This window comes from Roseimicrobium sp. ORNL1, assembly GCF_011044495.1.
In the GTDB taxonomy this organism is placed as follows: domain Bacteria; phylum Verrucomicrobiota; class Verrucomicrobiia; order Verrucomicrobiales; family Verrucomicrobiaceae; genus Roseimicrobium.
In genome coordinates this window covers 2,222,157-2,248,340 of the sequence record NZ_CP049143.1, presented here as the reverse complement: position 1 = coordinate 2,248,340, position 26,184 = coordinate 2,222,157, and the positions used below count along the sequence as shown (strand labels likewise).

General features: G+C 57.0%; 29 protein-coding genes and 1 tRNA gene. 7 read left to right on the top strand and 23 right to left on the bottom strand.

Going from position 1 to position 26,184, the window contains the following annotated elements; genetic code table 11:
• Nucleotides 1–31 precede the first annotated feature (31 nt).
• Nucleotides 32–940: an IclR family transcriptional regulator gene (locus G5S37_RS09035; protein ID WP_165202891.1), complete on the bottom strand. Its 909-nt coding sequence runs from the start codon at nucleotides 938–940 to the stop codon at nucleotides 32–34.
• Nucleotides 941–1,063: 123 nt separating this feature from the next.
• On the opposite strand from G5S37_RS09035, the gene G5S37_RS09030 reads away from it, so the two are divergent.
• On the top strand, nucleotides 1,064–1,537 hold the full coding sequence (locus G5S37_RS09030; RefSeq protein ID WP_165202889.1) for a GNAT family N-acetyltransferase: 474 nt from the start codon (nucleotides 1,064–1,066) through the stop codon (nucleotides 1,535–1,537).
• Between the two features lie 128 nt (nucleotides 1,538–1,665).
• Here G5S37_RS09030 and G5S37_RS09025 read toward each other — a convergent pair whose 3' ends face one another.
• The 3 genes from G5S37_RS09025 to rpsP form a co-directional block, all read right to left on the bottom strand.
• Nucleotides 1,666–2,205 carry a hypothetical protein gene (locus G5S37_RS09025; RefSeq protein WP_165202887.1) on the bottom strand — a complete coding sequence of 180 codons (540 nt, stop codon included), beginning with the start codon at nucleotides 2,203–2,205 and terminating at the stop codon, nucleotides 1,666–1,668.
• 369 nt (nucleotides 2,206–2,574) lie between these two features.
• Nucleotides 2,575–2,922: a KH domain-containing protein gene (locus G5S37_RS09020; RefSeq protein WP_165202886.1), complete on the bottom strand. Its 348-nt coding sequence runs from the start codon at nucleotides 2,920–2,922 to the stop codon at nucleotides 2,575–2,577.
• 106 nt (nucleotides 2,923–3,028) lie between these two features.
• Nucleotides 3,029–3,280 carry a 30S ribosomal protein S16 gene (gene rpsP / locus G5S37_RS09015; RefSeq protein WP_165211472.1) on the bottom strand — a complete coding sequence of 84 codons (252 nt, stop codon included), beginning with the start codon at nucleotides 3,278–3,280 and terminating at the stop codon, nucleotides 3,029–3,031.
• A 146-nt stretch (nucleotides 3,281–3,426) separates the two neighbouring features.
• On the opposite strand from rpsP, the gene G5S37_RS09010 reads away from it, so the two are divergent.
• Both G5S37_RS09010 and G5S37_RS09005 read left to right on the top strand, forming a co-directional pair.
• Nucleotides 3,427–3,514 (top strand) — tRNA-Ser (locus G5S37_RS09010).
• A gap of 216 nt (nucleotides 3,515–3,730) precedes the next feature.
• The gene (locus G5S37_RS09005; RefSeq protein ID WP_165202884.1) at nucleotides 3,731–4,540 is read left to right on the top strand and encodes an abortive infection family protein; all 810 of its coding nucleotides are present in this window, start codon (nucleotides 3,731–3,733) and stop codon (nucleotides 4,538–4,540) included.
• 20 nt (nucleotides 4,541–4,560) lie between these two features.
• Here the strand turns inward: G5S37_RS09005 and G5S37_RS09000 are convergent, their stop codons facing one another.
• The 14 genes from G5S37_RS09000 to G5S37_RS08930 all read right to left on the bottom strand — a co-directional run bounded on the left by G5S37_RS09000 (nucleotide 4,561) and on the right by G5S37_RS08930 (nucleotide 20,175).
• Nucleotides 4,561–7,278: an N-6 DNA methylase gene (locus G5S37_RS09000; protein WP_240914841.1), complete on the bottom strand. Its 2,718-nt coding sequence runs from the start codon at nucleotides 7,276–7,278 to the stop codon at nucleotides 4,561–4,563.
• 312 nt (nucleotides 7,279–7,590) lie between these two features.
• A complete protein-coding gene (locus G5S37_RS08990) occupies nucleotides 7,591–8,619 on the bottom strand; it encodes an SOS response-associated peptidase (protein WP_165202878.1) in 1,029 nt (342 codons plus the stop codon).
• Nucleotides 8,620–8,667: 48 nt separating this feature from the next.
• On the bottom strand, nucleotides 8,668–9,330 hold the full coding sequence (locus G5S37_RS08985) for a hypothetical protein (protein ID WP_165202876.1): 663 nt from the start codon (nucleotides 9,328–9,330) through the stop codon (nucleotides 8,668–8,670).
• An 83-nt stretch (nucleotides 9,331–9,413) separates the two neighbouring features.
• Nucleotides 9,414–9,707: a hypothetical protein gene (locus G5S37_RS08980; RefSeq protein ID WP_165202874.1), complete on the bottom strand. Its 294-nt coding sequence runs from the start codon at nucleotides 9,705–9,707 to the stop codon at nucleotides 9,414–9,416.
• A gap of 10 nt (nucleotides 9,708–9,717) precedes the next feature.
• Nucleotides 9,718–10,596 (bottom strand): SOS response-associated peptidase family protein, encoded by an 879-nt coding sequence (locus tag G5S37_RS08975; protein ID WP_240914910.1) that lies wholly within the window; start codon nucleotides 10,594–10,596, stop codon nucleotides 9,718–9,720.
• Nucleotides 10,597–11,448: 852 nt separating this feature from the next.
• The gene (locus G5S37_RS08970) at nucleotides 11,449–11,820 is read right to left on the bottom strand and encodes a hypothetical protein (RefSeq protein WP_165202870.1); all 372 of its coding nucleotides are present in this window, start codon (nucleotides 11,818–11,820) and stop codon (nucleotides 11,449–11,451) included.
• A gap of 7 nt (nucleotides 11,821–11,827) precedes the next feature.
• Nucleotides 11,828–12,079, bottom strand: a complete 252-nt coding sequence (locus G5S37_RS08965; protein WP_206026367.1) for a type II toxin-antitoxin system HicB family antitoxin — start codon at nucleotides 12,077–12,079, stop codon at nucleotides 11,828–11,830.
• 794 nt (nucleotides 12,080–12,873) lie between these two features.
• Entirely contained in the window at nucleotides 12,874–13,599 is a 726-nt protein-coding gene (locus G5S37_RS08960; RefSeq protein ID WP_165202866.1) for a hypothetical protein, read from the bottom strand.
• A gap of 79 nt (nucleotides 13,600–13,678) precedes the next feature.
• Nucleotides 13,679–14,794, bottom strand: coding sequence for a hypothetical protein (locus G5S37_RS08955; RefSeq protein WP_165199464.1), 1,116 nt, complete (start codon nucleotides 14,792–14,794; stop codon nucleotides 13,679–13,681).
• A 495-nt stretch (nucleotides 14,795–15,289) separates the two neighbouring features.
• The gene (locus G5S37_RS08950; RefSeq protein ID WP_165202864.1) at nucleotides 15,290–16,744 is read right to left on the bottom strand and encodes a DUF3987 domain-containing protein; all 1,455 of its coding nucleotides are present in this window, start codon (nucleotides 16,742–16,744) and stop codon (nucleotides 15,290–15,292) included.
• 229 nt (nucleotides 16,745–16,973) lie between these two features.
• Nucleotides 16,974–17,873, bottom strand: coding sequence for a hypothetical protein (locus G5S37_RS08945; RefSeq protein ID WP_165202862.1), 900 nt, complete (start codon nucleotides 17,871–17,873; stop codon nucleotides 16,974–16,976).
• A gap of 133 nt (nucleotides 17,874–18,006) precedes the next feature.
• Entirely contained in the window at nucleotides 18,007–18,225 is a 219-nt protein-coding gene (locus G5S37_RS08940) for a hypothetical protein (RefSeq protein WP_165202860.1), read from the bottom strand.
• 460 nt (nucleotides 18,226–18,685) lie between these two features.
• Nucleotides 18,686–18,913, bottom strand: a complete 228-nt coding sequence (locus G5S37_RS08935; protein ID WP_165202858.1) for a helix-turn-helix domain-containing protein — start codon at nucleotides 18,911–18,913, stop codon at nucleotides 18,686–18,688.
• Between the two features lie 77 nt (nucleotides 18,914–18,990).
• Nucleotides 18,991–20,175, bottom strand: a complete 1,185-nt coding sequence (locus G5S37_RS08930) for a tyrosine-type recombinase/integrase (RefSeq protein WP_165202856.1) — start codon at nucleotides 20,173–20,175, stop codon at nucleotides 18,991–18,993.
• A 213-nt stretch (nucleotides 20,176–20,388) separates the two neighbouring features.
• On the opposite strand from G5S37_RS08930, the gene G5S37_RS08925 reads away from it, so the two are divergent.
• From G5S37_RS08925 to G5S37_RS08915, 3 genes are all read left to right on the top strand, one after another.
• Entirely contained in the window at nucleotides 20,389–20,976 is a 588-nt protein-coding gene (locus G5S37_RS08925; protein ID WP_165202854.1) for a hypothetical protein, read from the top strand.
• 202 nt (nucleotides 20,977–21,178) lie between these two features.
• On the top strand, nucleotides 21,179–21,682 hold the full coding sequence (locus G5S37_RS08920; RefSeq protein WP_165202852.1) for a hypothetical protein: 504 nt from the start codon (nucleotides 21,179–21,181) through the stop codon (nucleotides 21,680–21,682).
• Between the two features lie 402 nt (nucleotides 21,683–22,084).
• Nucleotides 22,085–22,684 carry a hypothetical protein gene (locus G5S37_RS08915; RefSeq protein WP_165202850.1) on the top strand — a complete coding sequence of 200 codons (600 nt, stop codon included), beginning with the start codon at nucleotides 22,085–22,087 and terminating at the stop codon, nucleotides 22,682–22,684.
• Nucleotides 22,685–22,741: 57 nt separating this feature from the next.
• On the opposite strand, the gene G5S37_RS08910 is transcribed toward G5S37_RS08915, so the two are convergent.
• Complete coding sequence (locus tag G5S37_RS08910; protein WP_165202848.1) at nucleotides 22,742–23,170, bottom strand: CBS domain-containing protein; 429 nt, start codon at nucleotides 23,168–23,170, stop codon at nucleotides 22,742–22,744.
• 355 nt (nucleotides 23,171–23,525) lie between these two features.
• On the opposite strand from G5S37_RS08910, the gene G5S37_RS08905 reads away from it, so the two are divergent.
• Nucleotides 23,526–23,732, top strand: a complete 207-nt coding sequence (locus tag G5S37_RS08905; RefSeq protein WP_165202846.1) for a DUF2934 domain-containing protein — start codon at nucleotides 23,526–23,528, stop codon at nucleotides 23,730–23,732.
• Nucleotides 23,733–23,862: 130 nt separating this feature from the next.
• Here G5S37_RS08905 and G5S37_RS08900 read toward each other — a convergent pair whose 3' ends face one another.
• From G5S37_RS08900 to G5S37_RS08885, 4 genes are all read right to left on the bottom strand, one after another.
• Nucleotides 23,863–24,171 (bottom strand): DUF2892 domain-containing protein, encoded by a 309-nt coding sequence (locus G5S37_RS08900; protein WP_165202844.1) that lies wholly within the window; start codon nucleotides 24,169–24,171, stop codon nucleotides 23,863–23,865.
• 254 nt (nucleotides 24,172–24,425) lie between these two features.
• A complete protein-coding gene (locus tag G5S37_RS08895) occupies nucleotides 24,426–24,761 on the bottom strand; it encodes a hypothetical protein (protein WP_165202842.1) in 336 nt (111 codons plus the stop codon).
• Nucleotides 24,762–24,885: 124 nt separating this feature from the next.
• Nucleotides 24,886–25,269, bottom strand: coding sequence for a hypothetical protein (locus G5S37_RS08890; protein WP_165202840.1), 384 nt, complete (start codon nucleotides 25,267–25,269; stop codon nucleotides 24,886–24,888).
• A 43-nt stretch (nucleotides 25,270–25,312) separates the two neighbouring features.
• On the bottom strand, nucleotides 25,313–26,071 hold the full coding sequence (locus G5S37_RS08885; RefSeq protein ID WP_165202838.1) for a DUF2092 domain-containing protein: 759 nt from the start codon (nucleotides 26,069–26,071) through the stop codon (nucleotides 25,313–25,315).
• Between the last annotated feature and the right edge of the window lie 113 nt (nucleotides 26,072–26,184).

The window sequence follows — 26,184 nt, the reverse complement described above, 5'->3', positions numbered from 1 at the left end:
AGCGTGCGGGGTTCTCGTTTCCAAAAAGATGTCAGCCAAGATAACGCAGCGCTGCCTGGGCGGCGGCCTGCTTCATGATGCGGCCATACTCCATGAATCGGCGGGCCTGGATGCGGGTGGAGGGTCCGGCAATGGTGATGGCCGCCACGGGATGCCCATGACGATCCAGCAGCGGCGCGGCCACACAATGGATGCCCTCGAAGTGCTCGCCCTGATCCACGGCGAAGCCGCGCTCGCGAATCTTCCCGAAGGACTCCACCAGCGCCTCAGGCGTGGCCAGGGTGCGCGGCGTGTGAGCGTTGAAGGTGGTCGCCGCGAGCGTGGCGCTGAGCGCGGGCTCCGGCAGGTAGGCCAGCATCGCCTTCCCCGGCGCGCAGCAGTGAATGGGCGGACGCGAGCCGAGATCCACGATGTACTTGAAGGGATGCGTGGAGGCCAATTGCTCAATCATCACGCACTCATGTTCCGCCAGGCAGCAGAGCTGCACGGTCTCTCCTGTCTGTGCCAGCACCTCACGCATGGCGGGCAGGCAGCTCTCCACCAGACTGCGCCCCTCATGCTGCGGCTGGCCAAGACGAAGAAGCTTGCGCGAGAGCCGGAAGCGCCGCGAGGTCTCCTCCCGCAACACATACCCCGAATCCTCGAGCACCCCCGTCAGGCGGAAGCTCGATGCTGGGGAGAGGCCCAGCGCGGCGCTGATTTCCGAAAGCGTGGCACCCTCTTCCCGTCCCGCGAGGAACTCCAGTACGGCCAGGCCACGTTGCAAGGCAGGCGCCTGGGACTCGGACTCCGCCACAGGTGAGGTCGCGCTGACGCCGGCACCATTGCCATTCCCGTTTCCGTTCAGCGAGGCATGACCGTTGCCATTGCCGTCGGCGCTATCACTCGTAGAAGAAGCCTTGCCGGCAGAAGTCGTGCGCTGTGTCGCGGAAGTTTTCATGGACGGAAAGCATTACGCCTGTGAAAACGGCGTCTTTCACGACCATTGGAATTCTTGCTCACGGATGTCCCACGTACCCGCCTTTCCCTCAGCAGGGAGCGAGTTCCATGGTATTCTCAACCCGTGTCCCATAAGGTAGACATCCGCATCACTCCCGCCCGTCCCTCCGAGGCAGAGACGCTGACCGCGATCGCTTTCGCCGCGAAACGCCACTGGAGTTACCCGGAGCGCTGGATCGCCCATTGGCAGGAATCCCTCACGGCCACTCCGGCATCGATCATCGCCAACGAGACCTTTGTCGCCCGCATCGGGGAGCGCAGCGTGGGTTTCGCATCCCTCAAACTTGATGAGGACACCCTCTTCCTACACGACCTCTGGGTCCTGCCCGGAGATATGGGTCACGGCGTTGGCCGAGCACTGTTTCGCCACGCCCAGCAACGGGCACGGGCACGTGGATTCTCCGCGTTTGAACTCGAGTCAGACCCCAATGCCGCCAGCTTCTACGAACGGATGGGCGCCCAGCGGGTTGGTACTCAGAGCACTTTGCTGGAAGGCGAACCGCGTGAGCTGCCGGTCTATCGCTGCAGCACCACTTGATTGCTCAGCGCAGGGAGTGTCGAAAGCAGTGGGTAGAAAACCCGCCAATCTCCGTCCGGTCGGGAGACCGACCTCCTCATGCGCTGGACTCCCTCTCGTTCTCCTTTGCTGCTTACGCTGCTTTGCGTTTACCTTTTTGCGGCGTGCACCGTCCCGTGCAGCCGCCGGGAAGACGGCCACCAGGCGAACTCATCCCGGCGGTATTTCGTCGTCCTCGGGCCTGTCACGTGCGTGGTGTAAATGAACTCACCCGAAGGCTCGAACTCAAACGTGATGGCCTTGCGCGGCCGTGGGGGAAGGCACTGGCACGGCCCGGTGCACTGGCGCAAGCACCTGCCTGGGGGAATCTTGGATTGCTCCATTGCCACCTCAATCGTCTGCATGGTGCGGGGGTAAGGCGGCGGAGGCTCCGGCTGCAATTCATCGGCCGCACGGACCATGGTCCGGGTGTAGACCTTGTCGATGCTGACTACGGCAAAGGTATGCGGGTTGTAGTCGCGATAGATTCGTGGCGCGATGACGCTGGCCTTTTGCGCGTACTCCACCGGGGCAAGGAATCCGGGCTCCTGCACCACATACGGCTCCCGGCGAATCCCTGCACAAGAGGCGAGAAGCAATCCGGCAAGCGCGGGGGCAAGCACACGAACACGCAGCAACAGCGACATCATGGCCGCGAACGTGCCAAGAGCGTGCCAATGCGCAAGATGGTTTTGGCAGTGCTCGGGTGAAAATTCAGTCTGGATCGGCCTCACGGTGTTCGGCTAAGATGAGGGGCCGTGCTGAGATGCCTGTACAAATTCCATCCACTGGCATGCATTTGCCTGTGTTTCTTCTGCCTTGAATTCGCGACCATTAGCGAAAGATCCATGCCCAGATTTACCGGAGACTCTTGGGAGTCGAAATCGGCCGCCCTCAGATTCCATACTGTGGACAACGTCCTATCCACAGCATCGTTTGCCATGGCGCTTCTGCTTTTCACGTTGGGCATCCACAATTGCCTGTGGCTTTCTCGTCCCAAGTGACTCTCGAAGTGGAGTCTACTCCTCCCCTTCCCCACCCTGCTCCGCGTCAGTATTGTCCCCCACCCGTGCCTGAGCCGCCCCGGCACCCTGCGTCTGAAACTCCTCCTCGCGCACCCCATCCACCCGCAGGGACACCTTCACGCCGTACTTGGTGGCGGCCACATTCACCAAGGAGCGGATGGCGCTGATGGTAAACCCGTTCTTCCCCACCACACGGCGCACGTCCTCCGGCGCGAGGTGGATGCGGTAGGAGATGGCTCCCGCCTGCGTGGTCCCCACGGCGATGCTGGCCTGTTTCGGATGCTCGATCAGGTTCGCAATGACGTACATGAGGAACTCGCGCAGCGCTTCCGGGGCATCCATGGCAGGCAGTATCAATGAACCGTGGCAAAAAGACAAACCCGTTGCTGCTCCACGAGCGCAGCAACGGGTTTAGAAAGAACAAACTTTAGAGGAAAAGCAACGCCAATCAGGCGTTTGCAGCGGCCTTGGCCTTCTTGAACAGAGCACGCACCGTGTCGGTGGGCTGGGCGCCCTTGGTGATCCAGGACTGCACTTTTTCCACGTCGAGGGTCACGCCACCCTTTTCTGCGCCCGGGTCATAGGTGCCAAGGGACTCGATGAAACGGCCGTCGCGCTTGAAACGCTGATCAGCGGCAACAACGCGGTAAAACGGACGGTTCTTTGTGCCTTCGCGGCGGAGACGGATGACGACCATGATAAAAGGATTCGAACTTTAACTAGAAATGAAGTGGACGGGCAGTCTGGCGAGCAGACGTGAAAAATCAAGCAGGAAAATGCTTTTCATCTTCCCAGCCCAGTGTAAGAGGATGGACTGGACTGGCTCCCATGCCAAGTACAAATCAAGGAGGGATGGCTGAGTGGTTTAAGGCGGCGGTCTTGAAAACCGTTGATGCGCAAGTATCCGGGGGTTCGAATCCCTCTCCCTCCGCCACTCTTAACGGCTCATTATAAGCCGATTACGTAGAAACAAGCACGGATCGATGTTTCCCCGCGTTTTCGCAGCTTTTGCCGACTTTCGCCTTTGGAAAGTGCACCAAACGTGCACCACAACTCGCAGGCATCAGGATTCGCCCGCGCGCTTCCACCCTACCCCGATAACTCCTTTAACCCCGACAACTCACCGAAGATACTAGCCGCTGAGCCTGCCATGGAGCGTTTTCAGATTCCTCTTCCCGTTGTCGCAGTAGTGAGCCGCGAGCTAGCTGAGCTCTACACGCACGCCAAGCTAGATGTGCTTTTCATGGAAGCGGGCGCGCCCGGCGATTCGCCGGAAGGTGCAAAACCGCTGAAGTGCACAACTTGGATGAAGGCCATAAACCGTGATCCGAGTGTGGATGCACAAGCCGCGTTAGGCCACTTGCTTCACGAAATGATGGAGGTGGACTCTTACTCCCCAGAAATCATCAACGAGTCTCGTGAGCGAATTCGCACCGTGCTTGGCAAACATGGTCTATCTTATGGAGAAGGAGGCCACATCGTGGGCGTTTCGGTTTCTGCACCTACCCGCACACTAGAGGGGGTATTGAGAGGCCGGAAGTTGGACTCTCTCAATATTGAGTTTGAGCGCGCATTAAAGCACGTAGAGGTCGATCCGCCTGCCGCCGTCGCTGCCGCGTGTGCCATTCTAGAGGCTTTCTGTAAGGTGTACATCGAAGATGAGCAATTGGAAAAGCCTAAGGACCAAACCGTAAAGCCCCTATGGAACACGGTACAGAAGCACCTCGGGCTGGACCCTTCTGCAATCGAAGATGACGACTTGAAACGCATCCTCACCGGTTTGATATCAGTGGTGGACGGACTTGCCGCATTTCGCACACACACAGGCTCAGTGCACGGTCGTGGCAGGAAGTCGTACAACCTAAAGGGAAGGCATGCGCGACTGGCAATTCACTCCGCACATACCCTCGTAGCCTTTGCAATTGAGACTTGGGATCACAGGAAGTCCTCACCCTCGTAGGGAGGGTAAGACACCTTTCGTCAGTCAAACTCGTCGGATTCGATCAGAGCCTCAAACTCCTGTTCGAGTTGCACCTCTTCACCTTTAACGCCGATTCGTTTCGCTAGCTCATGAGCCTTATCGCGTAACGCGGCACGCTCCTCAATAATTTGTCTGACCTCCTTTGATACGCGAAGTTGCTCTTTCCTATCAATTGGTAACGGAAGGATCAATTCAAAGAACCTTCGGCCTATGGTGTCGATGATGTCCTGAGTGAACTGCATCGCTCGGATTTGCATTTTCACGAACGGAGAATTTAGCACGGCTAGCAGTAGCCAGGGAGAAAGCTTCTTCTCGTCTACGACCCGCAGTCGGAGTAAATGGCTTTGATAGACCATAGGAAGATCTTTTTCAGATACCATTGCTGAAGTTCCAATCAGATACGTGCCATCACGAACAACAAGGATGTCATTTGCGCGCACCTTCGCTTTCTCTGGAAGCGAATCATACAGTGCTTGGCTAAGGCCATGCTTGAAGTCGACTTTTACCTCCCAATTCGAGATGTCCGACGTACGAACAAATGCAATTGAGCCAGTGCCATACGCCATTTTGCCAATCTCAGTGCCAGTCTCAACCCTGAGAACCCCTTCGTCGATGAGGGTTTGAATTGATACGTGTTGATGAGTGCTCGCAGAACGCTTAAGCAACGTCTGGATTTCAGGATTGTAGTACTTGGGAACCAGGATGCGGTTCTTGATTGCCTTTGCATCAAGCCAGAAACCTAAATGGTCTTGCGTGACACGCTTGCCTTCCTTTAGAGATTTATAGCGCGCAAGGATCAAAGGTATATCGTCCATCAACTTCACGCTTCCATCCGGCTCCCGTCTCAGCGTGGGATTACCTCGGGAATCATGCCCGCACCAACGAGCCTCTGCCATAAAGATGCGATACCGCGCAGGAGCCGGACATTTTCTAAGGATCAGCACGCAAACTTTTGTGTGTGTGCCACCTTTACCGCTCGTTTTGAAAAGAGCTTCAGGCATGGTGATGACTGCCTCCAGCGTACAATGCTCAAGAACGAACGCCATGAAGTGCTCATAGGAAGGATTGCCCAGGACACTCTCCGGCAATACAATGCCCATCCTGCCCCCATCCTCAAGAAGGTGCAAACAACGCTCGAAGAAAAGCAATTGGGGCGGATGCTCTTCGTGAACAATCTCCGTTTTCGACCACCTGCCTTTTTCGTTCTTTCGCCATTTGTGCCCAAAGCCATATTGAGACAACAAGCCCTCTCCCTTAACCACAATCTTCTTTCCGAATGGCGGGTTGCTCACCACGATTTGGAAAGTCCCGAGCTTGATTCGTTGACGGCACATGGCTGGCCATTCACCAGGGCGTGCGAGCCCGTTCGCGCAGAAGACTCCACCTCGACCATCACCCACGAGAGCCATATATGCCTTACAGACCTTCGCAAGAAAGCCATCTTTATCGATTCCCCTAAAACACTCTGTGGCCACCTCAATCTCGGCCCTGCTTTTCTGTTTTTCCGACCAATTGAGCCGCTTTGCCTTTTCCGCGACGCCTGCCCAAACGTGTTCTAGCGCAGTGATTAGAAAGCCACCTGAGCCGCAAGCGGGATCAATGATCTTTTCGCCAGGGACAGGATCTAGCATCTCGATGATCATGCTCACAACGTTTCTCGGCGTGAAGAATTGACCCTCTGCGCCCCTCAACGCAGGTCCAATAAACACTTCAAACGCGTCCCCGATGGCGTCGCGGTCGGCCTCCATTACCGAGTATGTTTGTAGTTCACCCACTACATAAGTCAGGCTCTCATCGTCGAGTTTTATTGTGTCTGATGCATCAAACACCTCATCATAGACCGCTGTTTTCACTCGCTCGAAAAGCGTCACGATGCGCTCGCGCACCTCTTCATGCGGCTCGTTGACCCCCGCGCGGAATGTAACTGCTTCGTTTGGTGCAGTCTCTTGTTCGTCCAGGATCTTACAAAAGAGGATGTTGATGATCTCTTGCGCAAGAGATTCATCCCGAGTCATGCCAACAGTCATGCCCGCTAGATGGTTGCGAATATCCCTAAAGACTGCTCGGAGGTTTGAGGGTTTGACTAGATCTTTGCGTTGATAGAGGCCAATGTCATCGATCCGTTGTCCAAACCGAGGGATGTTAGGCAGTACTTGATACGTTCGCCCGCCCTTCCTATCGTAAACCTTTCGGAGATACTTGTGGCTTGAACCGTTAAACCACACGCCCACTTCGGCTTGGCACATGTCGAGATACAACTTTAGTTGCGCGACCCCGTCCTTTTCCGTTTTTTTCTTGCATTCGACAACAAGAAAGACCGAGTCTTCCGTGCGAGCCTCAGATTTGAACACTGCGATGTCCACGGGATACGCTCTTTCCGAATCGCTTGGTGAGCGGCGAACACGATGTTGTGGGCGTGTCTGAACATGTTCTAGGGGATAGCCATAGTCTTCCACCAGACGCCGAGAGAACACCTGCACAGCATCGATTTCTTCCGCTGTGGCCCTTACGATTTCTCCCGACACGTAGTCGCGCAGATAGCCCTCCGGCACGTCAACAAGTAACGAGCTAGCAGGTATGTGTGCCTTTTTGGGAGTTCTCTTGGGGGTCATTTTGGTTGCGGTGCGGGTCTCGTGAGCGAGGTTGATATGATCTTTAATGCCGATCTGAGCGCGGGATTTTCTCCGTATTGAGACAGGATTCGCGCTGCTACCCATCGGGCCTCCATGTCGCGCGGCTCAATATGAAAATGTGAGGCAAGAGCAAGAGCCTGTGGGAGTGTGGGTAGGCGTTCGTTTCGCTCAATCTTGCTTAAGTGCGTCGAGTCCATGTTGAGTGCGGCTGCCGTGAGCCTAAGCGGCTCACGCGCAGCCTCTCTTAGCTTCCTAAGCCATGTCCCGAGGTCAATCACGGTCAAGACATCAGCAGACAAGACGGCGGGTGACAAGACAAATGTTGTCTTTTTTATGTTCTGATGAACACGCTCTCGCAGATCCCACCGTGATAGAGGCCACCAGTGGCGAGGAAGCTCAACCGAACAAATCACCCTCTCGTTTAGGAGCTGCTTTCTTCGCGGATTTTACGCCCGGCTTGTTCGTCGGCACCTTCACGATCAGTTCCTCCGGCACAGTGCCATCAAACGCCCACCTTGGCAGTTCTTCTCCTTCGTGACGTATTGGCACGATTTGCTCATCGGTGGCTAGTTCGATGAGTAGTAGCTGTAGGAGCTCGCGTTCATAGCCCGTTACGCTCACAAGCGCGTCTATGGTAGTGGGTCCCGCCGCGTGCTGTAGCGCCTCAATCACCCGTCCTCGTGGCACGAGATCGGTTGAAGGATCCCAGGGTATCGGCGCGGCGGCCTCGGCACCTTCGTTCTTGGAGTTGCTCATTTCCCGATTCACGGGCGTGATGCTAGGATCTAATTCCCGCGTGTACTCCATGAGAGAGCCGTGAACCAACGCTAGAGATTCGGCGGTGCCTTGGGTGTCTAGCCATTCATGCCAGCGCGACTCGGGAACGAATACCGGCATCCTATCGTGAAGCGGGCGCACAGCGGTGTTCGCGTTGGTGAGAAGGAAAGAAAAGCTATTGATGGTCACGTCTCCCGTGGGCGGCCTCCACGCCTCCCAGATGCCCGCGAAGCAAACCGGCTCCTCATTGGGAGGCGTCAGTAGATAAGGCTGCCGAATCCTACCGCCAATGCTTCGCCACTCGTACCAGGCGCTAGCTGGCACCAAACAGTGGCGCTTCTGAAATGCGTTCTTGAAGGAACGCAGCGTGGCAACCGTCTCAAGTTTTGCGTTAAAGGTGCTATACCCGTGTTTGGGTGTGTCGGCCCAGGGAGGCAAGAGTCCCCAGTGCATATCCTCACACGCTAGCTCGCCGTCGGGCTCGTGTCTGTAAATGACCGGCGCGAACTGCGTGGGAGAGACGTTGTAGCGGACGCGCCCACGCTCAAGAGCTCGATCCAGTTTTACGAGTGCCTCGTAGGTTTTGACTCCCACGAGGTTAGCCACAGACATCACGTCTGCATTTTTGAGCCGGTAGCGTCCGCACATACGAAGGATTCGGTGCTGGAACGGTTGTAGAGTGCCCCTCTACGGTGGTCAAGCGTGAGGAGGCGCTGGCACGTCTCTGTAAAAGTCGTACTCCAACCAATCAGTCACCACGGGAATTTTGTCCCCGTGTATGTCTTTCCACTCTCCCGGCATCCAACCTTCGAAGTCAAAGAGACACTCTTCGTGCGGATACCACTTACCCCGGCGCACCGTCTTTCTATCGGTTGTCCATACAAGCTCGCCAGCGGGGGGCGTGAATTCGGTCCCCCGGCACCGTGTCCAACTTCCCTTCTTGCTCGGCTCCCATGGCGGGAGGGTCATCTTGTCATAGAACCAATCCGGCTCACTGAGTCCAGCCTCTCCTCTAACCTCCAGTTCGTCAGACAGTAGGTGGAAGTCTTCATAGGGGTACGTATCGATGCCGAAGAAGTGCGCCTTTCTTCGCAGCTGAAGACCCGTAAGCTCCTCGACATCCTTTGGCGACACCACTTCAAAGCAATACTTTTCAAAGAATCTACGAGCAGATTCGGCATCCGTGGCGGAGCAACATAGGCCCAGATGGTCAAACCTGAATGCCTTCAACGTAACGGGCGTGGAGACGTTTTGCAGAACTGGGGACATCGTGACCTCGGGGGCGGTCAGGGATGCGCCTGCGACGGAAGTACCCGCCGCCGCGAGCAGAGCTTGCTTGATGAGATCGCGACGCTTCATAGTAGAATGTACGTTTAGGTTTTCGGAATGGTCAATAGGATGACGAACGGGGACGCACGGTGAGGACATGGGGCGCGAAATTCCTATGGTGATGCCAAAATCATTTCGTCCCATGCCCGGATCACTTCGCCACTGGTCAGTTCGTGCACCCGCAAGTCCTCCCCCTTCTGTTCTTTGAGGGACCATAGCGCGTCCGCCACCTTCTGGGGGGTGAGCCTCTCCCAAGAGACAATCCCGTAGGCTTGGGGTTCATCGGGCTCATACTTTGCGCAGAGCAGCATACCTCCGAAGGTGATGCCATACCACTTTGTGCCAGCTTCCAGGAAGGCAAATGTAGCTCGGGCAATGTCTTCACGAATTCGCGATGTGCGGGGCATGGCAAAGAGGTTAGTAGCGGTTGAGGCTCCAATGCTGTTGCTCTGCCGGGTCTGCATTCCTCCAGGGAATCGGATCTCTCCAGACAAGTTGCATGTCCTCCAGCAGTCCAAGCGTTGCCGCTATCTCTTCAACAGTTAGTGCGAGTGCTTGGGCAAGTTCTGCGGTAGCCATTCTCTGACGATGTAGCATCTGCAAGATGCGCAGCATTTCAGGTTGCCACCAAGGGCGAGCAGCAAGATCCTCGGGAGTGAGCTTCGTTCGTGGATAGTTCACCCGGCGGCACACTGGAGCGATTTTCAAAGGCAACGACTGAGAGTAGGGCACGAATTCCCGCGCCAGAAAATCACGCGAAGAAGGGCTAGGATTCAACCATGAGCGCCAACGACTGGACGGTACAAACACCGGTTGCCGGATGTGCATCCACTCCACGGCGGCACCGGCAGGGGCGGTAACCACAGCGAACTCGTTTCGGTACTGCCCGGCGTCATCGGGGTTAGCCATGCACACGCCCGCAATGGCCAGGGGTTGAGCGGAGCGCTCTGAGACAAGAAAGGGGTGCCAGACCTTAGCCCGGTCGCGAAACCACTCGTAGTACCCGCCGCATGGCACCAGGCAGCGCCATGTACCGAAAGCGTGGGACCACTGCGGGTTTTGAGTTGTGCTCTCAACGGGGCACTCCGGCGATTGCACGGGCTTTCCCCGCGTTTCTGTGCTGACTCCCCATTTTGCAAGCTCGCAGAAGGCAGCGCCTTTCCCTCGCCGATGGACAACTGGCAGCACCATTCCGGGAGCCGCTCGCAGAACCTCTTGAGTTCCGTCTCCGGGCAATGCGAAGTGCTTTGCCACTGTTTCCACATCTGACCGCCGTACTTTGAACCTTCGACACATTGTGTTCATATGAACACTAATTAAGTCGAGAGATCAAGTTCAGGTTTCTACCCGTCCGATTTCCCGCGAGGGAACATTTGGGGGCAGGTTTAACTTGTTCGTGATGATGGAAGTAGACCCGTGTCCTCTTTGGCACTGGGAGGCCACCTTCGCGAAGGAAGGCGAACTGGTCACTTAATGGCGTGAGGTGCCTACCAACGAGCACGACTTCGGCAAATCACGCAATAGTAATGCATGTCCCTCATTTGGAAAAAGTTACATAAAAGATGGGGCATGCGCGCGGAGCGTCAGATTTGCAACTGGGCGAAAAACTCAGTAGGGCGGACTGGCATTTTAAGCGTGAAATATTGCAGTCGCCCCCGTTAACGCCACACTGTCACCGTGCCGACGTAAAAAGGCCACCGCCCCACTGAACTCGTACCAGGAGATCAGAAAAGCGGTGACCGGAATTCAAGGCATCGAACCCTTTGGCGGGAGCGGAGACTTGAGCGCTTGGGTAAGCTCTTAAGTATCTCTCTGGGATGCTGCTTCCGTCAAGGGGAACGACCTCCAACTCGCCCCGGAAGTAATATGAGCAGACTGGACATTAAGTTCACCTATGAATCGCGGAAAGGGGGGGGGAAACCGCCCGCAAAGCGCCCCCGAAACAAGGCTAGGCGAGTGGTCGATTGGCTACCCACGAGCGCGGCTACGGCCCTCTTTGCCCTAGCTGCTACTGCCGTGGTGAAAGAGCAACCAGGCGTGGCAGTTTCATGTCTTGGAATTTGTCACGTTGTACTGACGCGCGCTCTGGAGGCCAAGTCTCCGCAACGACGCCCGCAGCGGGGGTAGTTGCTGGGGCAGGGTGCGGAATCACCAAATACCCGCCAGCATGTCATCATGGGCAATTTCCACTCGCATGTCGTCGCGAAGCTCGATGCACTTCGCCACTGATTCCCGCGCCCCTCTGAAATCGCCTTCCCGAGCCTGTAGGCGCGCTAAGCGCTGCCAGAGGTCCGCGCGCATGGGGAAGATGGAAACGACGTCGTAGGCCAACGCATGCGCTTTTCCCCATTCCTCCAGACCAGTAAGAGCATCGATGCGGCGGCGAAGAGCGTCGGGGTGATTCTTCCAATGGGATGGCGCGTCCTCAATCGTGTTCCATGCGTGCTCCCACATGCGAAGCGTTAGGTAGCCGTCCGCAATGTCCAGGGCGCGGGTGAGGTCCGAGATGTCGGGATCCATGGAATGATCAGCGTACGTACTGCACCCAGGTAATCGCCTCTGCCCCGGCTTCGTCCACCTCACCAGCTTCAAGGAGCTCACGTAGTCCGCGCTCATTCGGTAGTTCGGGCTCATCTTCAAGATGTCCGGTGAGAGCCTCGTGTGCATGGCGGCGCACCTCTTCCACGGTATCGCCAACCGTCACACATCCGGGAACGTCTGGAAAGTATGCGCTCAGATTGTCGCCCGCGTTCTCAATGATCAAAAGGTACCTTGCCACGGGAAACTCTACCACGAGTCCGCCTCGTTGCCAATGTCGCAATTTGCATGAAGATCGCAGGTATAGGACACCATATACGCACATGATACGTACACCTATAAATGGATACACTTTTCGGTTGCAAAGATTCTGCCGCTCGCCAGATGAGCGCGGCACGGCACAATGCCGCACACTCCCAACACACCACTCAATGTATCAATCACCAGGTACCACGCCCGTAACTCTCGACATTAACACTGCAACGCTTCGTAAAGTGCGCGCGCAAATGCGCCACTTCAAGATGCCAGCAACGAGCCTTGGCATTGTTGTTACTAGCCTTTTGGCGGGAACCGTCGCGCGAAACGCACGGCACATCCCATCTAGAAACCCCCGGACGCGCACGCGGGCATGAGCGGGTTTCACATAACAATCCCCCTCGATGAGTTTAATGAACTTATGAGGGAAAACGCAAAGCGCCTCAACTTGAGGCTTGCCCCTGAAGCTTGCGCAGACACAAAGGCTAAGCAGGCGGGCAGCCGAAAGCGCGCTCGTACGAGGCGGCCAAACGTGAGCGATTCAGAGAAGCCGGGTGCCCCGCTCGGGGTTTCCACCCGCCCCGATAACTCCTTTAACCCCGCTAACTCCCATGAGTGAAGGTTTTACCCTCATAATTCCCCTAGATGAATTTTACCGACTCGCGAGGGATAACGCCATACGGCTGAATCTGCCGATCGATGTAAACCGGATCGGAACTGTCCCCAGTCGGGGGCGGCGTAGGGCGCGCAAGAAATCTGTAGCTCAGCCCCAGGAAGCACCTAACGCCCCCGCATCTGCCGATCCACTTCAGCCATTGTCGCGCGGTGCTCGGGACTCCAGTGCCAGACGTAGGCGGGGATGAAGGACTGCGCCTTCTTCTTGTTGGTGTACGTGAATTGACCATTGGGCCATCCGCTGAGGCGGTGCACTTCTCCCCGCTTGTAGTACGGGCGTCCAAGCTCGCCCATGTACTGGCACTCAAGGTAGATAAGCGCCTCGGGATCCATTGCCACGGGCTTTTCGCCTGCCTTCGCGTATTCGACCTCTTTGAGCACTACACCTTTCTCCAGGACCTCCGCCACCTCCGCAAGAAAGTAAATCTTGTCCGCCTCTTTGGCATCTTCTGCCGCCTTCTCCTGCGCCTTCTTTTGTGCCTCCATTTGTCTCCCCATTTGTCGCGCGCGTTCTCGCGAGACTTGTTTTCTCTGGACATTGATCGCTGCCCGTGCGCCCTCTGCTTTGGCATGAGCCTGTGCTGCCGGATCATAGCCAAAGGCCGTTTGTACCTCTGGAGGGCAAAGACGCAATGGGATCATGGTAGCCTCGCCACCAGCATGCTTTACCTCGATGGAGAGAGGCAGCGCCCGGAGCACTACTACATCCCGGTACTCTTTGCCGTCCGTCGTCTTGAGCGACTCGAAACGCGCAGGGGCGGGCTCTGCGGCGAGGGATGCCAGGGTGCCGAATGCGCGCACAAGCACGAGGAGCAAAAGTTTTGCCTTCATGATGATGGATGTGTGCCATCACTATGAAGGCGTCAAGCCTCATTCGTTACTCAGAGGCGATACGTACAAGAACCATCGTTCACGGCTCCGGCTCGTTTGGTACACACATCCCCGCACCCTCATCCCAATGCGTACCCTCCGGGCAGGAGTGAGGCACGCACGATCCCGTTCCAGCATCCCAATATTTCCCCTCTGGACATGAGAAGATGCATGAGCCGTCGTCCCAAGTGGCGGCGGGGTTGAAATTCAATGCTCCCTCGGTCGTGCAACCGTAAACCGGCTCAGGATCGTCTAGTACACACGTTGCCGTTCCTTCATCCCAATGCTGACCTGCGGGACATTCCGGGCAATGCGATGGGATGCTCGCCGTCTTCCTATCCTCTGCGCTGACTCCCGGCCTATTTGGGAGATAGGCGATAGCCTTCACGGGAACTGTAGCGCCGGGCGGCAAAGGCCCAATTCCAAAGAAGAACGTACCGGCAGGCCCACCACTCGCAAGGGTGCCTCTATAAACGATCCCTGCCGCGTACACCGTTACAAACCAAGTATCACTAGGCTTCCCGCCGCTCAACTCCACCGAGCCGAAGTAATTCGTGTTGGTTGGTGCTGTGTTTTCCGGTGGAATGCAGGAATCATCAGATGCGCGTGTAAGCGTGAGACTCAACGAAGCCGACCCGCCGGGCGCGGGGCGCGGAGGTGGCGGATTAGGCGGCCCAGGGGGAGCGGGAGCAGGGCCACCACCGCCGCTCGTGCCACCGCCGGATCCACCACCACCACCACCACCGCCCCCGCCGCCACCGGCTCCTCCACCGCCGCCACCGGCCCCCGAATCACTGTCACCGCCACTGCCAGGCACGACGGGGCGAGGTACGGGAAGAGGGGGATGAACGGGTGCTCCGTCTTGCGGGGGCTCAGGCTGGGGACCGGGAGCGGGCTGCTCTTGCCAGTTCTCATCGCGGATCGTCCAGTCCTGAGCGAGAAAGTCTGCCTTGCCTAGTTCGCTCGCCTTGATGACATGCGGCGGGCTGCCGTCTGTCTTGCGCATGTAAAAGAGCTCGCCGCCCCCATAGGTGATCCATTGTGTGACCCGCTTTCCGGTCGTGTATGGCACGGGTGCTGCCACGTCCTCGACCCACGCCGCGCGGCGCACCGCGTAGCCTCTTTTGCAAAGGCGGCGAGAGTCGTAGATGTTCATGAATTCGGGAATGTTGCTCATTTGTGTAAAGTGGGTGCTGGAGTGTCCATATTGGGCGGTGTCAGCCCGTCGATTGACACTTTTTGACGCCCTTCCAGTGCGGGCGTTTTGTTTGGCTGACAGAAGGGAAATAGGGCTGTCCGCCCCTCAGGTTTGAGAATGTAAGGTTGGCGAAAAACTCGCTCACAAAAATTGAGCACTTGACCCGAGGGCCGCGCCGCTTTCCCTCTCAAAAAAGAGATTCCTTCTCAGGTTTGAGAAGATACCCCTACCCTCTTCTTTCGACTTTGTGAAACATTTGCTGTTCACTTGATCAGCGTGCGGATTGCGGTATGATGCTCGCAGAAAGGAGGTAAGCATGGCAAAATTCAAGTCTGCAATTACCGGGCGCTACATTCGCCCCAGCGTAGCTAAGCGGCATCCCCGTACGAGCTACAAAACCAAAAAGTAACACGTCCCGCAGAGGCGGCTCTACCCCTCTGCGGGTTCCCCAATCTATGCCGCCAAGCTCTTCACGAGAGTTGCGCGTGGCCCTCCGTTGCGATTCTGATGCTCGGTGATCTCTACCTTGTTGGCCGGGTCCTTCGCGAGCGCCCGGATCTGTTCCCGAGGGTATCCGTGGTTCTTCTCAAGAATGTGGATGGGCGTACCGGCTGGCCTTCGCTCTAACGTGGCATGGAGCTTGGAGAGGAATTCTGCCTGACGAACCTCGCGCCCTTCTGTGAGCATTGGCAGGAGTTGGCCCGCGAACCAATCCACGAGCTCAATTGCTTTTTGTGCGGTGTCTAGGCTCATTGGTACATCCGCAGCGCGAACCCCGTGCTTCCCGGCGTGGAGGACAATTGCCACTCGCCAAGCGATCTCGTGCCAGCGAGCTGCGAAGCTGGCAATGTCATGCAAATCCCCTCCACCCCTGCGACGGGGCACATATGAGTCATGGTAAACCCGAAACGCATCCCACACTTCGCGTGACACATGGATCAATCTGTTTGGCTCGGTGGAGGCGCGAAACTCCTCATGAAGATCCCTTAGCAACTCTTCCCAACTGTCCAGCGTCTCTACTTTTGCGAGATAGGGGAAAAGAGGAATCATTTGCGCCTCAGCGCGGCAATTAAGCCAGAGGCAACGCGGCGCGAAACCGCTCTCGACAAGGGCAGGCGTGGAGAAGATGCTTTTCGCTTTGTCGGGCTGAAGAAGCCAGAGCAAACTAAGGCATGGCCTTTTGAGTCCCTGAGATTCTCTCCCCATGCGCGTCACCCTCACAGGATCACCCGAAAAGCCCTGAAGGTAGAACTGCTCATCCGTGTTCCCGCCTTTGCCATAGCGTCCCATGAGGATGTCCACAATGCTTCGCGCTTCACCGCTCAGGCTCGCAATCGCCTCATGAGGTGCAAGGCTCTGGTACAAGATGGCCGCCTCCTGTGTAGTGTCACCGAGCACTAGCCGTGGAGGGTTCAGCAGCTTTTTCATGGCTTCCAAGTCCCGCTCAATCGCGGTCATTTTTCTAATTGCCTCGTCGCGCGCTGGCTGTGAGCGCTCCTTGCCGCCCGCCGCCTTCATCTCGCGCTCCTTCTCCGCAGTAAGAAGGCTAATCTGCCCTTTGACCTCCGGGAGTTGGCTAGACTCCCAAGATTCGATTACCTCTTGTTCAAGACGAAAGTAAGGCCCGGTGATTGCATCGAATGCCAGCCCCTTGCCTGTTCCGCTTGCTGCAATGCCGATGAGGAAAATGTTGCCTCTCAGAATCTTTCCGCGTGACGAGTTGTGCCCTGAAGTATCGACGGCTAGTCCAGCCCCCAATGCCGCAGACGCCGTGGCCAGGGCAACGGAAGCAGTAAGATCTACAGGCACCAGGCTCGCCTTGCTTACTTCTTCTGCAATGTCGCGCAGGAGTGGTGGCAGGCAGTGAATTGGGAATTCGTCGGGGTTGGCTGGAGCTACTTCCTGCATTCCCGGAGTTATCGGGGTTGTGGGAGTTATCGGGCAGGCATCCTCCGCGAAACTTGCGTTGGCATCCGTGGCGGCATCGTTTGCACGGGGCTTTCGCTTAAGGGGTGTCCGAGCGCGAATTGGTGGGAGAGGTTCTCGATCTGGTGCTGAGATATAACTGGGCATGTTGTGCGGGAAGTGTCGTAAGGTGGGATGTGAGTCTTGTGTGGGTGGATGCGTCGCGCAGGGTTTATCCACTATCGGGTAATGCTGCAGGATTGAAGTACTGTACGGACTGGCGAACCTTGGAGGGGTACCGTGTGCCCCCAGGGAGGCGCACCCATTGCACGGGGTTGTGTGTGATGGGGTCGCATCCGAGCGACACTGCCAGCCGGTGAAAAGCTCGTGTGCGTGCCTCTGTGACGCCGTGAGCGGGATACCAACCGTGAATGCTTTTCCCGCCGGAATGTACCGCACACACCATGGGGCGCTCGTGGGCAAGGTGCCACAGAACTGCGGCGCAAAGATCCTGCACCGTGAGCGAGTGGGTTTCTAAGATACGCCCGATTTCCCCTTCCTGTTTGAAATCACATTCCAGAACGTGCCATTGCCGAGGGCCGCAGTTCTGAAGCGAGCGAGCCGAATCTTGCCCATCCTGAGTCTTGCCAATGGGTTTGGACATCGCGCTCGGTACCACATAACTCAAGGCACCAAACCGCCCCCGGAAAGTGGAACGGTGAGCGGTGCGCGCTGCATGTACTTTCCGTCCCACGCAAATAAGAGGATCACCAGGAAACAGAGCTTCGATCATGCTTTCCGCGTCTGTCGTCTCGTCCTCAAGCCTCACAGGGGAGTGCTCCCACAGATCGGCGCGTGAGAATCCATCGGCGGCGATGCGCTCGATGGCCTCGTAGTCACGACGCGGCCAGCTTGCCAACTCGATTTCCAATGGAGTCAGCTTTGGGAGCGAGAGGTTGCCGGTGTGTCCCGGCTTCCAATCGTTCTTGGAGTTTCGGACGGCTTGCCAGATCTCGCGATCAGGTACTCGCCTACCACAGTTCGCCGTCGCCTGCTTTAAAAGTTGGAATGATTCATCCTCGCTGCACCACGGCTTGAGAAATGCGGCCACTCGGTAGAGGTAGCTATGCACTCCGCCGCTCGCCTTCGGTGCGTTCCTCAGTAGGTCAAGAATCTTTGCGGGAAGTTGACGCGTTGTTTGCATCGTACGGTTGGTTTGAGAGCCGCGCTCACGGTAGGGATTACCAGGGCGCGGCTTTCTTGTGTCAGGTGGGGGTGACGTCTCGAATCGGGTAGGGATGATCCGCAAACTCCCATTCAAGATCCCGCTCGTGCTTCGTGCGCTTCGGTGGGGATGGGTGCTCTGGCGTCTCGCCCATCACCGTGAGAACGTCTGCGGCGCGGTAGAACACCTTGCGCGGTGAAACCCTGACTTCAGAGAGGCTTCCTCGTGCAGCGAGGCGAGCAACCGCGCGGGACGACATTCTAAGTAGTGCGCTTACCTCGCACCGCGTGAGCAATTTCTGCGGCGAATGTGTTTCGTAACTCATGTGGTAACTAATGGTAACTGATGGTCGCTAATTGTCTCTAGTGGTCACTAGTGGCAGATCGTCAACCTCACCGCCTGCCATGCATCAATCGGTGAGAGGCTCCCAGCACTGCGACTGGATCCCGGCGGGATAGCGTGTCTGATTTGGAGCCCTCCAGGGTTGGGAGGTAGTCCAGGGCTAGGGCCACTGACAAAGGATCGAATCTGAAGCGATTGGAGGACATCCGCACTGCGGGAATGTGACCTTGATCCACAAGCTTCCTAACGGTGTAAGGTGTCGTTTGGAGGGCTCGTGCGACTGCCGATTGAGTGATGAGGTAGGACATAGCAACGTGTTGGTGTAGTAGATTATGATACAATGACGCGTCAATGAGCCCGCTAAACAGATCACTGGCTTAAGCTGCGCGAGCTTCGCTTACCGACATGACACGGCGCTTTTGCATTGCCGCTTCGCATTCGCTCAACTTAAAGCGGAGAACGCGAGCATTGAGCTTGTAGTGGGGCAGTGTGCCATCCTCTGACCAGCGATAGGCGGTCTTCTCCGCGATGCAGAAATGTTCGGCAATCTGGCGAATGTTTAGATACGGCTCTATCTTTGCAGCATCAGGCACGGTTTTCCTCATGGTGCCAACTTGCACATCGGGGTATGTGCAAACTAACGAAAAATGAGTACAAATGGTCCAAGGGCGCGACGGCGCGCCTACGCCGCTCGCTCGCTAAAGGCAACCACGTTGCCGGGCTCGTTTGCGGGAACTACTGCAAAGTAAGCCTCCGCATCCTCTTTAGTAGCTCGCTCCCTGTAATGGCGAAAGACTACGCTAGGCGACATTTGCCCAAGCCACAGGGACACACGGGGCGCATCCTCATGCATGGCGAGGGAATAAGAAGCGAAAGAGTGCCGCAACCCGTTGTCCTTCCATTCCAGGTTATGATGCTTCACGAGGTCCCGATGGAATTGCCTACAAAGCCACATGACGGCATTGTGCGGTGTGACGGGACCACTTTGCTCTGCGACTGCTGCGAGCCATTGCCGTGCGGCTTCTGGCACGGGCACAAATCGCCGGGAAGCAGTCTTGCTTTGTTCGGGCGAAACAGCCACCTGCCCACGCTTAAGATCTACATCTGCCCAATCCAAGCGTTCAAGCTCGGCGCTTCGGATACCGCAAAACGCCCCTAGAACATGGAAGGCAAGAATTTCCCGGGGGCAGTTCTCCAGAACCGTGCGCAGTTCACCTGGGGTGAAAATTTGAACCGGACGGACAGCCGTCTTTGCTTTTTTAGTTGTGGCTCGCTTCAACGCGGCGGGATTTTCTTGGCAGTATCCCCTACCCTCTGCCCACTGGAAGAACGTGTGAAGTACACGCTGGAAGTTCCGCTTGGTCTGTGCCGCCACCTTCAGCCCGGCAAGCCAATCTTCCATGTCCCGTTTCTGCACATCACTCACCTTTGCATCCGTGGGCATATCGCCATAGAAGCGCCGTAAGCGGGCGCGGGCGTCACCAAGCGAACGCGCTGCTAGTCCGTCATTCTCGCGAGCTTCTAGGTAATCTTCCACCGCATCCTTTAGGCCAGTACTCCTCTGTGCCACGCGATGGCGATGTAAGTAATCCTCAACCACATGGCGAAGTGTGACGCCCGCGTGCTCCAATTGCTTCCGTGCCCATGCCGCATCCCGAGTCCACGAATCAGGCAATCCAGCTACTTCCCTCCCATCGTTGAGGATCTCGACGTCCTTTTCCGATTTGAACTGTTTGGCATCTGTCTTGCTGATGAACCTTTTCCGAAGTCGGGGCTTGCCGGGCTCGGGATTCGGCCAAGCCACCTGCCATTTTTGAGGGCGTCCGGTTACTTTGTAGGGAGAGAGAGTGACTTTTCCAACGGCCATGATTTCCCTAGATGTGCCCAGTTCTCTCCATCTTTACAAGAAAAAAGATGCACCAAATCTGCACCACACCGCACTTTCCCTTGATTTTGCGACATACACAACGTTCTTGAAAACCGTTGATGCGCAAGTATCCGGGGGTTCGAATCCCTCTCCCTCCGCCACTCGCTACTGAGGATGAAGGTGTTACAGCCACCATTCGGCAGAGTCTTCTGAATGCGCCGCCACATCCGCCGACTCTTGCTCCTGGGAGTGGCCCTCGTCATCACGGGGCTGGTCTTCTACATCGCCGCCCAATGGATGGTGCAGAATCCCTTGAGCCTCCGCTCCGTCGAACTCGTAACCCCTGAGGACCCAGAGAAAGATTGGAGGCACTGCCTCCACTACGAGATCAAAAACGAATCCCGCTTTCCCGTGGTCGTTCACGGCCTCATGTGGATAGACCTGTACCCGGACGGCGGCATGGGCCCCCGGGGACCGCTGTTTACCACGAATTCCTACGAGCAAAAAGAATCCTTCACCCTGGCACCCGGTGAAACGCGGCGTGAGGTTTTTTGGGAATCGAACATCAGTGAATTTCCGGCCGCGACACTCGGCGGGCGGGAGATATGGCTAAGATACATTTGGGAACCACCCATCCAGGAGCGCATGTCGCCCGTGTTGTTGTGGATCAACGAGCGCTACATGGATCTGCAACACACCTGGAAAGAAACAGCCCGTCCGCTCCAAAGTCTGACCAGCCGGCGCAATGATGTGGCCGGACCTGCGATTGTTCCGATGCCGTCAACGCCAGCCAAAAAATAGAACTGGCTTATCCTGCGGCGGCGCACATCCACTCTGCACAATCAGATCCTTGCGTCGTGAGCACCAAGGGACAAGACACCTGGCACTCCTGACGTTCTTCCAGTCGCATGGAAGAATACCTGGAGAGCGCCCACATACTTGCGAGCTATGGAAGGGTTGTTTTTTTCATGTCGGCAAACGATCTCCGTGTTAGGCATCAGAGATGAAGATCCGATGCAAGTGCGGCGCGGTCATTCCTGACAATTCCGACTTCCTGTCCTACAAGGCGCATGTGGTCGCCGATCAGGATTGGGAAGATTTCGAAGATATGATCGAGTCGGGCAAAAGAGTGGATTCCTGGTTTTCATTCGTCCGGACGTGCTACCAATGCCCGCACTGCGGTCGCCTTTACGTGGAAGACGCGTCGAGAGAACTTCATGCATTTGCACCCGAAGGCCACCAAACCAAAGTTCTCAGCTCAAGCAAAGGCCCCGACTGGCGCGGTCACATGGGTGGCAATTGGGAAGATCAGCCGGTCACCGGCCACCCCAAAGGCGATCTTTGGTCCAACGGCGTCGAAGGCACATTCAAACAATTCGACGATTGGTCCCAGTTGGAGCCGGCCTACTATGCGTTGTTTGATCAGCTTTGCAGCGCGGGACGGCTGCGCTCAGCATTCTTGAGAAAAAATGGAGAGATTGTTCACTCCTGGAAACCAGATGCCTGACCCCTCCATTGAGCGGACGCTGATTGGCTTGCCGAACAGCGCCTCTGATGCCAAACGTCACGCGTGCAGCGTTCACCCATGAATAAGGCGCGGAAAATCAAAGAACAGATTGAGTTGCTCGACCTGCACCTGGCTGCCGCAGAGGAGTACGTTGCCCGAAATGAGAACATCAGAGGCACGGCTTCATGGTTGCAATTGGGTGACTGGAAAGGAAAGAGCGGTCATCCCCTGTGGATGAAAAATCACATGATCCCTTCGACCCTGAGATCGCGGGCTGAAAAAGTTCGCACCCTCGAAAAGCTCGCCACCAAAGCCAGGGAAAAGCAGCTCACAGAGCGGAGACGAAACGGGGCGCACGCTTGAACTGCAAAGGTACAGACCAAAATAGAATTTATCCAACGTATGCAGATATCCGAAGCGCAGCACAAGACCGCGGGCGAGTTTGTCGACCTCATCGCAAAAAGACTCGGCTCGGGCCGCGCAGTACACCCCCAGACCGCCATTGCGAGCTCGGCCCGATTGGCCGGCAGCCTTTTGCTTCGGTCTTTCAATCTAAACATCAATGGCATTCAGCCAGGGCATGTTGTCCTGTCCCATGAGGCCAACGAACAAGGGCCTCAACTCGTAAGCATTTTTGGGTCCATGCTGCAGCACTTCGGAGTGCAGCTCGATCCGGCAAAGCTTGGCTGGGATCAGAAATACGGAGAAGGCCTCGAACTTACGACGCTGCAATCGCTGTCGCTGCTGCAAGACGAGGCGATGGAGATCGCTCGGAAAAATGCAGTTCCGCTCAAGGAAGCTGCGCACGCAGCTGCGATTGCGACGGCGTTCATCGCAAAGGAATGCGTCAAGGATGTCGGTGTTGAGGCTGCGTTCAATATTGCCGTCTACGGCTTCCTTGAGGGTAGCAAGACTGCGCCTCCGCATCCTGCTTCCCCGTCGAGTTCTGAAGCCCCAACGTCGATCGCGGAAGGCAAGAAGCCGTGGTACAAGTTTTGGTAGGCGGAAACGGAAAGCGGAGTGGCCTGACCAGTACGACCGCAGCAGCCCTGGCTTAAATCACCGCGCCGGCGGCTCTGAGATTTCCTGGAGCGTCTCGCCCACCTTCCGCTCCTGGCGTTCCGTTTTGGTGGCCAGGTCACCGATGGCCAGGATTCCCACCAGCTTCTTGTCACGGCTGATGACGGGCAGCCTCCGCACCTGGTTCGTCTTCATGAGCTGCTGCGCCCGCTCAAGATCATCGTCCTCAAAGCAGTAGACCATTTGGGGGCTCATGCAGTCACTCGCGGTGGTCTTGCCCGGGTCCCTGCCTTCAGCGACGGCTCGGATGGTGATATCCCGGTCCGTGAGCATGCCCACCAGCTTCTCACCATCGCAGACGGGCAGGGCTCCCACACCCAAGTTCCGCATCTCCTCGGCGGCAGACTGGATGCTGGTTCCCGGACGAATCACCTTCACATCGGCCGTCATGATCTCATTCGCTTTCATGGATTTGGGTATGGGTATTGGGGGGTTGAATGGTCACTAAGACGCAGGCTACTTGGCCACACGAGCAGGCGAGGTTTTGTGTGTGCCTGCCTGTCAGGATCGCCTCACAAGACACTTCTCACTGCACCCGGGGCAAGGCTGATGTCGGGATCAGCGTGGCCCCTGAGTTCATTTTGCAGACCACCGTCCGTACCCATCCAGACTGTGCCACAGGGGCGAAATCTCCAACATGCACGAGCAAGCCAGCAAGCAGACGAAGAAGCTGGTGAATAGCACCAGGACCAACATGCCCCCGCGAAGAGCATCTTGATGAGCCCCATGCTGGCAAAGCACCAAAGCAAGATCATCCCATCCTATGAACACTTCCCCAAACGACTGGCAGAAGGATACCGTGAGTGAATCGGACATCGCAACACATGCCCGGGAGCGCTGGCTGGCGGCAGGATCACCTCAAGGGCGGGACCTGGACTTCTGGTTCCAGGCCGAACGTGAACTGCGCTCGGCACGCCAGACGGATCAGCCCGCGTGGAGTCCACAGAAGCTCATGGGAGATACTCCGTAGCCGGATTCATTGCCCATGCCCAAACAATCGAAGAAGAACCCATTGAAGGGAGCGAGGTAAAAAAGGAAAAGCCCCCGTCGTGCCGACACGCAAGGGGCTGCTCGCAATGTATTCTTCCGGCAGGTGGATGCTACACGCCCGTGAAGTCCGCGGTGCTTCCCGTCAGTTTTTCCTCCGGGGTCATCGTGTCCACCTGCAGCTTTTCGTAAAGAGGGCAATGACCCGTCATGCCACGGTAGATCAGGCCAGCCGCTGCGCCAAACGCAATCAGCCGTCCAAAACCGTGTCCGAATATCGAGCCCAGCAAGACACCTGTACCCAGGGCGAGCGACGCGGAGCGCTCACTTTGGTTCACGTTTTGATTTTGTTGGCGAAGTAGGGATGCGCTCGGAAAGGCGGTTTCCGGCAGGGACGAAACTGATGGTGCGGGATAGCTCATGCACTCACATTCGCGCGGGCTTGATCCCATGGTTGCTCCCAGCAACCATAGTTCCCCGCACATCTCATCGGACCGCTCTCACCTGACCCCCTGTTCGGGGAAATCCACGACTACCCAATCCAGTCCCTTCGTCTAGCATGTCCTCGGCACTCGCGATGGTCCACGCGACCATCGCTTGATGTCATGTGTGTGTGAGCAAAAGAAGTCCGCCGGGGGGTCGGGAGCCCGCCGGCGGACGCCTGCTGCAGGTGGTGCTACCCACGGGCCGCGTTGCGCTTGTTCTCCGCTGCTCGAGCACGATGGCTCTCGACCTCCTCGGGAGTGAGAAGTCCATCCCGGTCAGCATCTGCTACACGAAAGCGGGTCCTCAGCAATTCGGGGTCCAGATTGCGATGCGCATTTGCCTCGATGAACTCCTCCACTGTCAGCGCACGTGTGGGAGATACTCCTCCGCTCTGCATACTGTGCCCCTTGCTGGTATGATCCTTAAAGAAACTGAGGCACCTATGGATGGTGCGGCACTGGCACACCAGAAGCGGCAGCAGGAACACCAGGGAAAAGAGAGTGATGGCTCGAAGTGCTCGGGTCATGTGAGTCCTCCCTTTTCTCTACGACAGAATCCAACCTTTGAAAAGGGTTTGAATGTCATCGCAGGAGCAGCGTTTGAAACGAGCAGAAGCGAAACGCTCCCTTGCCCCGCTTGAAATCCGTACGTCAATAAGGACGCGGCGGCATGACCGGCACACCATTCTTGATTACGCAGCGGGTGTACACGGTCTGCCCATTGATGATGTACGGATAGTAGTAGGTACCCGCACAGTAGTAGTAGCGCACACCCGCGAAGGTGCGCATGGCATACCCTGTCGGCAGGCCATACATGTAGCGCGCAGGATTGCGCGGGTCGAACGGTCCCCGCGGATCAAAGACCCCTCTGGGATCCGCGATACCACGCGGGTCCAGCACGCCTCGAGGATCCGCGATACCACGAGGGTCGGCGACGCCCCGGGGATTGCCCGGACGATGCCTCGGAAGGGCGTGAAGGTTTGCAGCAGAGCAAAGGAGCACGGCCGGCAGCAGGAAACGGACGAGAGTTTTCATTCGAGAATGGCAGGGAAAAATTTCGGAAGGATGTCGCATCGAGTCAGCGGCTCTTGAGCATTTTCAGACGCTGTGAATCGGCTGCGGGGCGCTTGGAGAACAGGGACTCATCCACTGCCGAACCAAGCTGCCAGTTGGACAGCTTGATATCCCAGGTGGGATGTCCTTCGAGGGCGGTGAAAGTCAGGAGCAACCGGCGCGGCAGTTTGTCTTTCGCGCCAATCCAAACGTCACCCGTCATCCCCTCCTGCTCGATGCGCAGCCGTTCGCATCGGGAAAATCCACACCACTCACGACCGACAACCTTAGCAGAGGTGGCATTCACGAAGAGCTGCGCTTCCAGATCATTGGCAAGGAGTTCGGCCACGGGTGGACGGAATCCGAAGCGCTCATCCAGCCGATCCGAGAACTGCTCGACGGAAGCGGCTTTGAGCGGCTCCAGGGAGTGCAGCTTCACCTCCGGGTGCATTACACAGATGGACTTCCCATCAAAGGAGATCTCACTGGTCTCCAGTCTGCCCTTCTGAATGGCGTAGAATTGATTGGGGCGTTTGACGGTAATGTTCACAGGTCCATCCTCCACCCTGGGTCCCCCTTTAAAGCCCGGGCTCAGTTTGTGTGTCGCAGTGACTTTCACGGTTTGAGCGGCCCCGAGTTTCGCCGCTGCAGCCTTGGCCACCGCCCTGGCAGCGGGTTCGATTTCGGCAGCACCCACATCGAAGGCAGGAAACAAAGCCAGCGCTGCCACGAGGCAGAGGTCGCGGGAACCACGTAGAGAAATTGAGAAGGAACGGTATTTCATGGGCAAAAGAAAGGGTGGGCAGGGCCTCAGCGTGTGCTGTTCGCCTGCTTCCGCCCCAACCTATTGGAGGACCCCGAGTCGGCTATTGGACCTTGGTAGTATGACCCCGTCAT

Bases quoted from the DNA above. Each gene is read 5' to 3' on its own strand.
- G5S37_RS08940 (WP_165202860.1), bottom strand. From the start codon at position 18,225: ATGTCGTCCCGCGCGGTTGCTCGCCTCGCTGCACGAGGAAGCCTCTCT.
- G5S37_RS08925 (WP_165202854.1), top strand. From the start codon at position 20,389: ATGCGCCGCCACATCCGCCGACTCTTGCTCCTGGGAGTGGCCCTCGTC.
- G5S37_RS08960 (WP_165202866.1), bottom strand. From the start codon at position 13,599: ATGAAGGCAAAACTTTTGCTCCTCGTGCTTGTGCGCGCATTCGGCACC.
- G5S37_RS09000 (WP_240914841.1), bottom strand. From the start codon at position 7,278: ATGGGTAGCAGCGCGAATCCTGTCTCAATACGGAGAAAATCCCGCGCT.
- G5S37_RS08930 (WP_165202856.1), bottom strand. From the start codon at position 20,175: ATGGCCGTTGGAAAAGTCACTCTCTCTCCCTACAAAGTAACCGGACGC.
- G5S37_RS09005 (WP_165202884.1), top strand. From the start codon at position 3,731: ATGGAGCGTTTTCAGATTCCTCTTCCCGTTGTCGCAGTAGTGAGCCGC.
- G5S37_RS09020 (WP_165202886.1), bottom strand. From the start codon at position 2,922: ATGGATGCCCCGGAAGCGCTGCGCGAGTTCCTCATGTACGTCATTGCG.
- G5S37_RS09025 (WP_165202887.1), bottom strand. From the start codon at position 2,205: ATGATGTCGCTGTTGCTGCGTGTTCGTGTGCTTGCCCCCGCGCTTGCC.
- G5S37_RS08920 (WP_165202852.1), top strand. From the start codon at position 21,179: ATGAAGATCCGATGCAAGTGCGGCGCGGTCATTCCTGACAATTCCGAC.
- G5S37_RS08890 (WP_165202840.1), bottom strand. From the start codon at position 25,269: ATGAAAACTCTCGTCCGTTTCCTGCTGCCGGCCGTGCTCCTTTGCTCT.
- G5S37_RS08975 (WP_240914910.1), bottom strand. From the start codon at position 10,596: ATGTGTCGAAGGTTCAAAGTACGGCGGTCAGATGTGGAAACAGTGGCA.
- G5S37_RS08985 (WP_165202876.1), bottom strand. From the start codon at position 9,330: ATGAAGCGTCGCGATCTCATCAAGCAAGCTCTGCTCGCGGCGGCGGGT.
- G5S37_RS08905 (WP_165202846.1), top strand. From the start codon at position 23,526: ATGAACACTTCCCCAAACGACTGGCAGAAGGATACCGTGAGTGAATCG.
- G5S37_RS09035 (WP_165202891.1), bottom strand. From the start codon at position 940: ATGAAAACTTCCGCGACACAGCGCACGACTTCTGCCGGCAAGGCTTCT.
- G5S37_RS08885 (WP_165202838.1), bottom strand. From the start codon at position 26,071: ATGAAATACCGTTCCTTCTCAATTTCTCTACGTGGTTCCCGCGACCTC.
- G5S37_RS08970 (WP_165202870.1), bottom strand. From the start codon at position 11,820: ATGGATCCCGACATCTCGGACCTCACCCGCGCCCTGGACATTGCGGAC.
- G5S37_RS08900 (WP_165202844.1), bottom strand. From the start codon at position 24,171: ATGAGCTATCCCGCACCATCAGTTTCGTCCCTGCCGGAAACCGCCTTT.
- G5S37_RS08980 (WP_165202874.1), bottom strand. From the start codon at position 9,707: ATGCCCCGCACATCGCGAATTCGTGAAGACATTGCCCGAGCTACATTT.
- G5S37_RS08895 (WP_165202842.1), bottom strand. From the start codon at position 24,761: ATGACCCGAGCACTTCGAGCCATCACTCTCTTTTCCCTGGTGTTCCTG.
- G5S37_RS08955 (WP_165199464.1), bottom strand. From the start codon at position 14,794: ATGAACATCTACGACTCTCGCCGCCTTTGCAAAAGAGGCTACGCGGTG.
- G5S37_RS08990 (WP_165202878.1), bottom strand. From the start codon at position 8,619: ATGTGCGGACGCTACCGGCTCAAAAATGCAGACGTGATGTCTGTGGCT.
- G5S37_RS08910 (WP_165202848.1), bottom strand. From the start codon at position 23,170: ATGAAAGCGAATGAGATCATGACGGCCGATGTGAAGGTGATTCGTCCG.
- G5S37_RS08935 (WP_165202858.1), bottom strand. From the start codon at position 18,913: ATGAGGAAAACCGTGCCTGATGCTGCAAAGATAGAGCCGTATCTAAAC.
- G5S37_RS08950 (WP_165202864.1), bottom strand. From the start codon at position 16,744: ATGCAGGAAGTAGCTCCAGCCAACCCCGACGAATTCCCAATTCACTGC.
- G5S37_RS08915 (WP_165202850.1), top strand. From the start codon at position 22,085: ATGCAGATATCCGAAGCGCAGCACAAGACCGCGGGCGAGTTTGTCGAC.